This window comes from Gordonia sp. GN26 (assembly GCF_054823965.1).
Window position 1 is genome coordinate 1 of the sequence record NZ_JSYC01000111.1, and the last position, 1,564, is coordinate 1,564.

Consider the following 1,564-nt stretch of genomic DNA (forward strand, 5'->3'; position numbering starts at 1 on the left):
AGTCGTTGCCCACGAAGATCATGTCGAACGGGGGTGTCAGATGGTCTGTGTAAGTCCAGTGCTCATCAGTGAGAGGAAGATGTATGAGCATGGCGTTAGACGATACGCAGCGGGGCCACGACGACGAGCGGTTGCCTGAGCTGGCCGAGCCGCGCTCGACTGCGGAGGTGGCCGAGGCTTTGCAGGCCTCAGGCATGGTCGATGAGCTGCTCGCTCAGATCGATTCCGGGCAGGTCCAGATCACCGGCGAGGGCGGGTTGATCCCGGGCCTGATCAAACTCGCCCTCGAACGCGGCCTCAAGGCCGAGCTGACCGATCACCTCGGCTATGAGAAGGGTGACCCGGCCGGGCGGGAGCTGCCCAACGCCCGCAACGGTTCGAGCCCGAAAACGGTGGCCTGCGAGGCCGGACCGGTCCAGCTGAACATCCCTCGCGATCGCGATGGCACCTTCACCCCGCGACTGGTGCCGAAGGGCTCGCGCCGGCTCGGCGGCTTGGATGACATCATTATCTCCCTCTACGCCGGCGGCATGACGCTGCGCGACATCCAGCACCATCTGGCCTCGACGATCGGCACCGACCTCTCACATGAGACGATCTCGAAGATCTGCGACGAGGTCCTCGGCGCGGTCGACGAATGGCAGAACCGGCCCTTGGAGGCGTTGTATCCCGTCATCTACCTCGACGCACTGGTGGTGAAGGTCAAAGACGGAGCCCACGTTCGAAACAAGCACGCCCACATCGCGATTGGCGTTGACATGGCCGGGATCAAGCATGTGCTGGGGATCTGGATTCAGGCCGAGGAAGGCGCGAAGTTCTGGGCCGGGGTGTGTGCGAATCTGGCCAATCGCGGCGTCAAGGACGTCCTGATCGTCTGCTGTGACGGGCTGACCGGATTCCCCGAGGCGATCGAGGCCACCTGGCCGCTGGCCACGGTGCAGACCTGCGTGGTGCATCTGATCCGCAACTCGATGCGGTTCGTGAACTACAAAGACCGCAAAGACGTCGCCCGGGCGATCAAACCGATCTACACCGCCCCCGACGCCGACACCGCTCGCCGCGAGTGGGAAGCCTTCCGGGACTCCGAGCTCGGGCTCAAATATCCGAGTGCGGCATTGGCTTTCGATCGCGCCTGGGACAGATTCATCCCGTTCCTAGCGTTCCCGCCCGAGCTACGCAAAGTCATCTACACCACCAACTCGATCGAGTCGCTGAACTACCAGCTACGCAAGGTGATCAAGAACAGGGGACACTTCCCCAACGACGTCGCGGTCCGCAAACTGTTGTGGTTGGCGATCTGCGACATCGAGGACAAACGCGCCAGGCAACGCGAGAAAGAACGCGGCACGCCCGCCGCCACGCGCAGAGCTCCCGGACGACTCGTCGAGGGACAGGTCGTGACGAACTGGAAACAGGCCCTCGAGCAACTCGCCCTGGCCTACCCCGACCGCATCGAACCCCACCTCAGCTAGACCCACCAACAACCACAGGAACACCAGGAGTCACGTTCTTACACAGACATCTTGACAAGCTCTGTCGAACGCTCACCTCTTCTCCTCATAGC

The 1,564-nt window shown here is 62.7% G+C and carries 1 protein-coding gene; it reads left to right on the forward strand.

Going from position 1 to position 1,564, the window contains the following annotated elements:
- Positions 1–83 precede the first annotated feature (83 nt).
- Positions 84–1,472 (forward strand): IS256 family transposase, encoded by a 1,389-nt coding sequence (locus OK17_RS18605; protein WP_461418352.1) that lies wholly within the window; start codon positions 84–86, stop codon positions 1,470–1,472.
- Positions 1,473–1,564: the final 92 nt, after the last annotated feature.

Coding starts and splice junctions, on each gene's coding strand:
- OK17_RS18605 (WP_461418352.1), top strand. CDS start 84: ATGAGCATGGCGTTAGACGATACGCAGCGGGGCCACGACGACGAGCGG.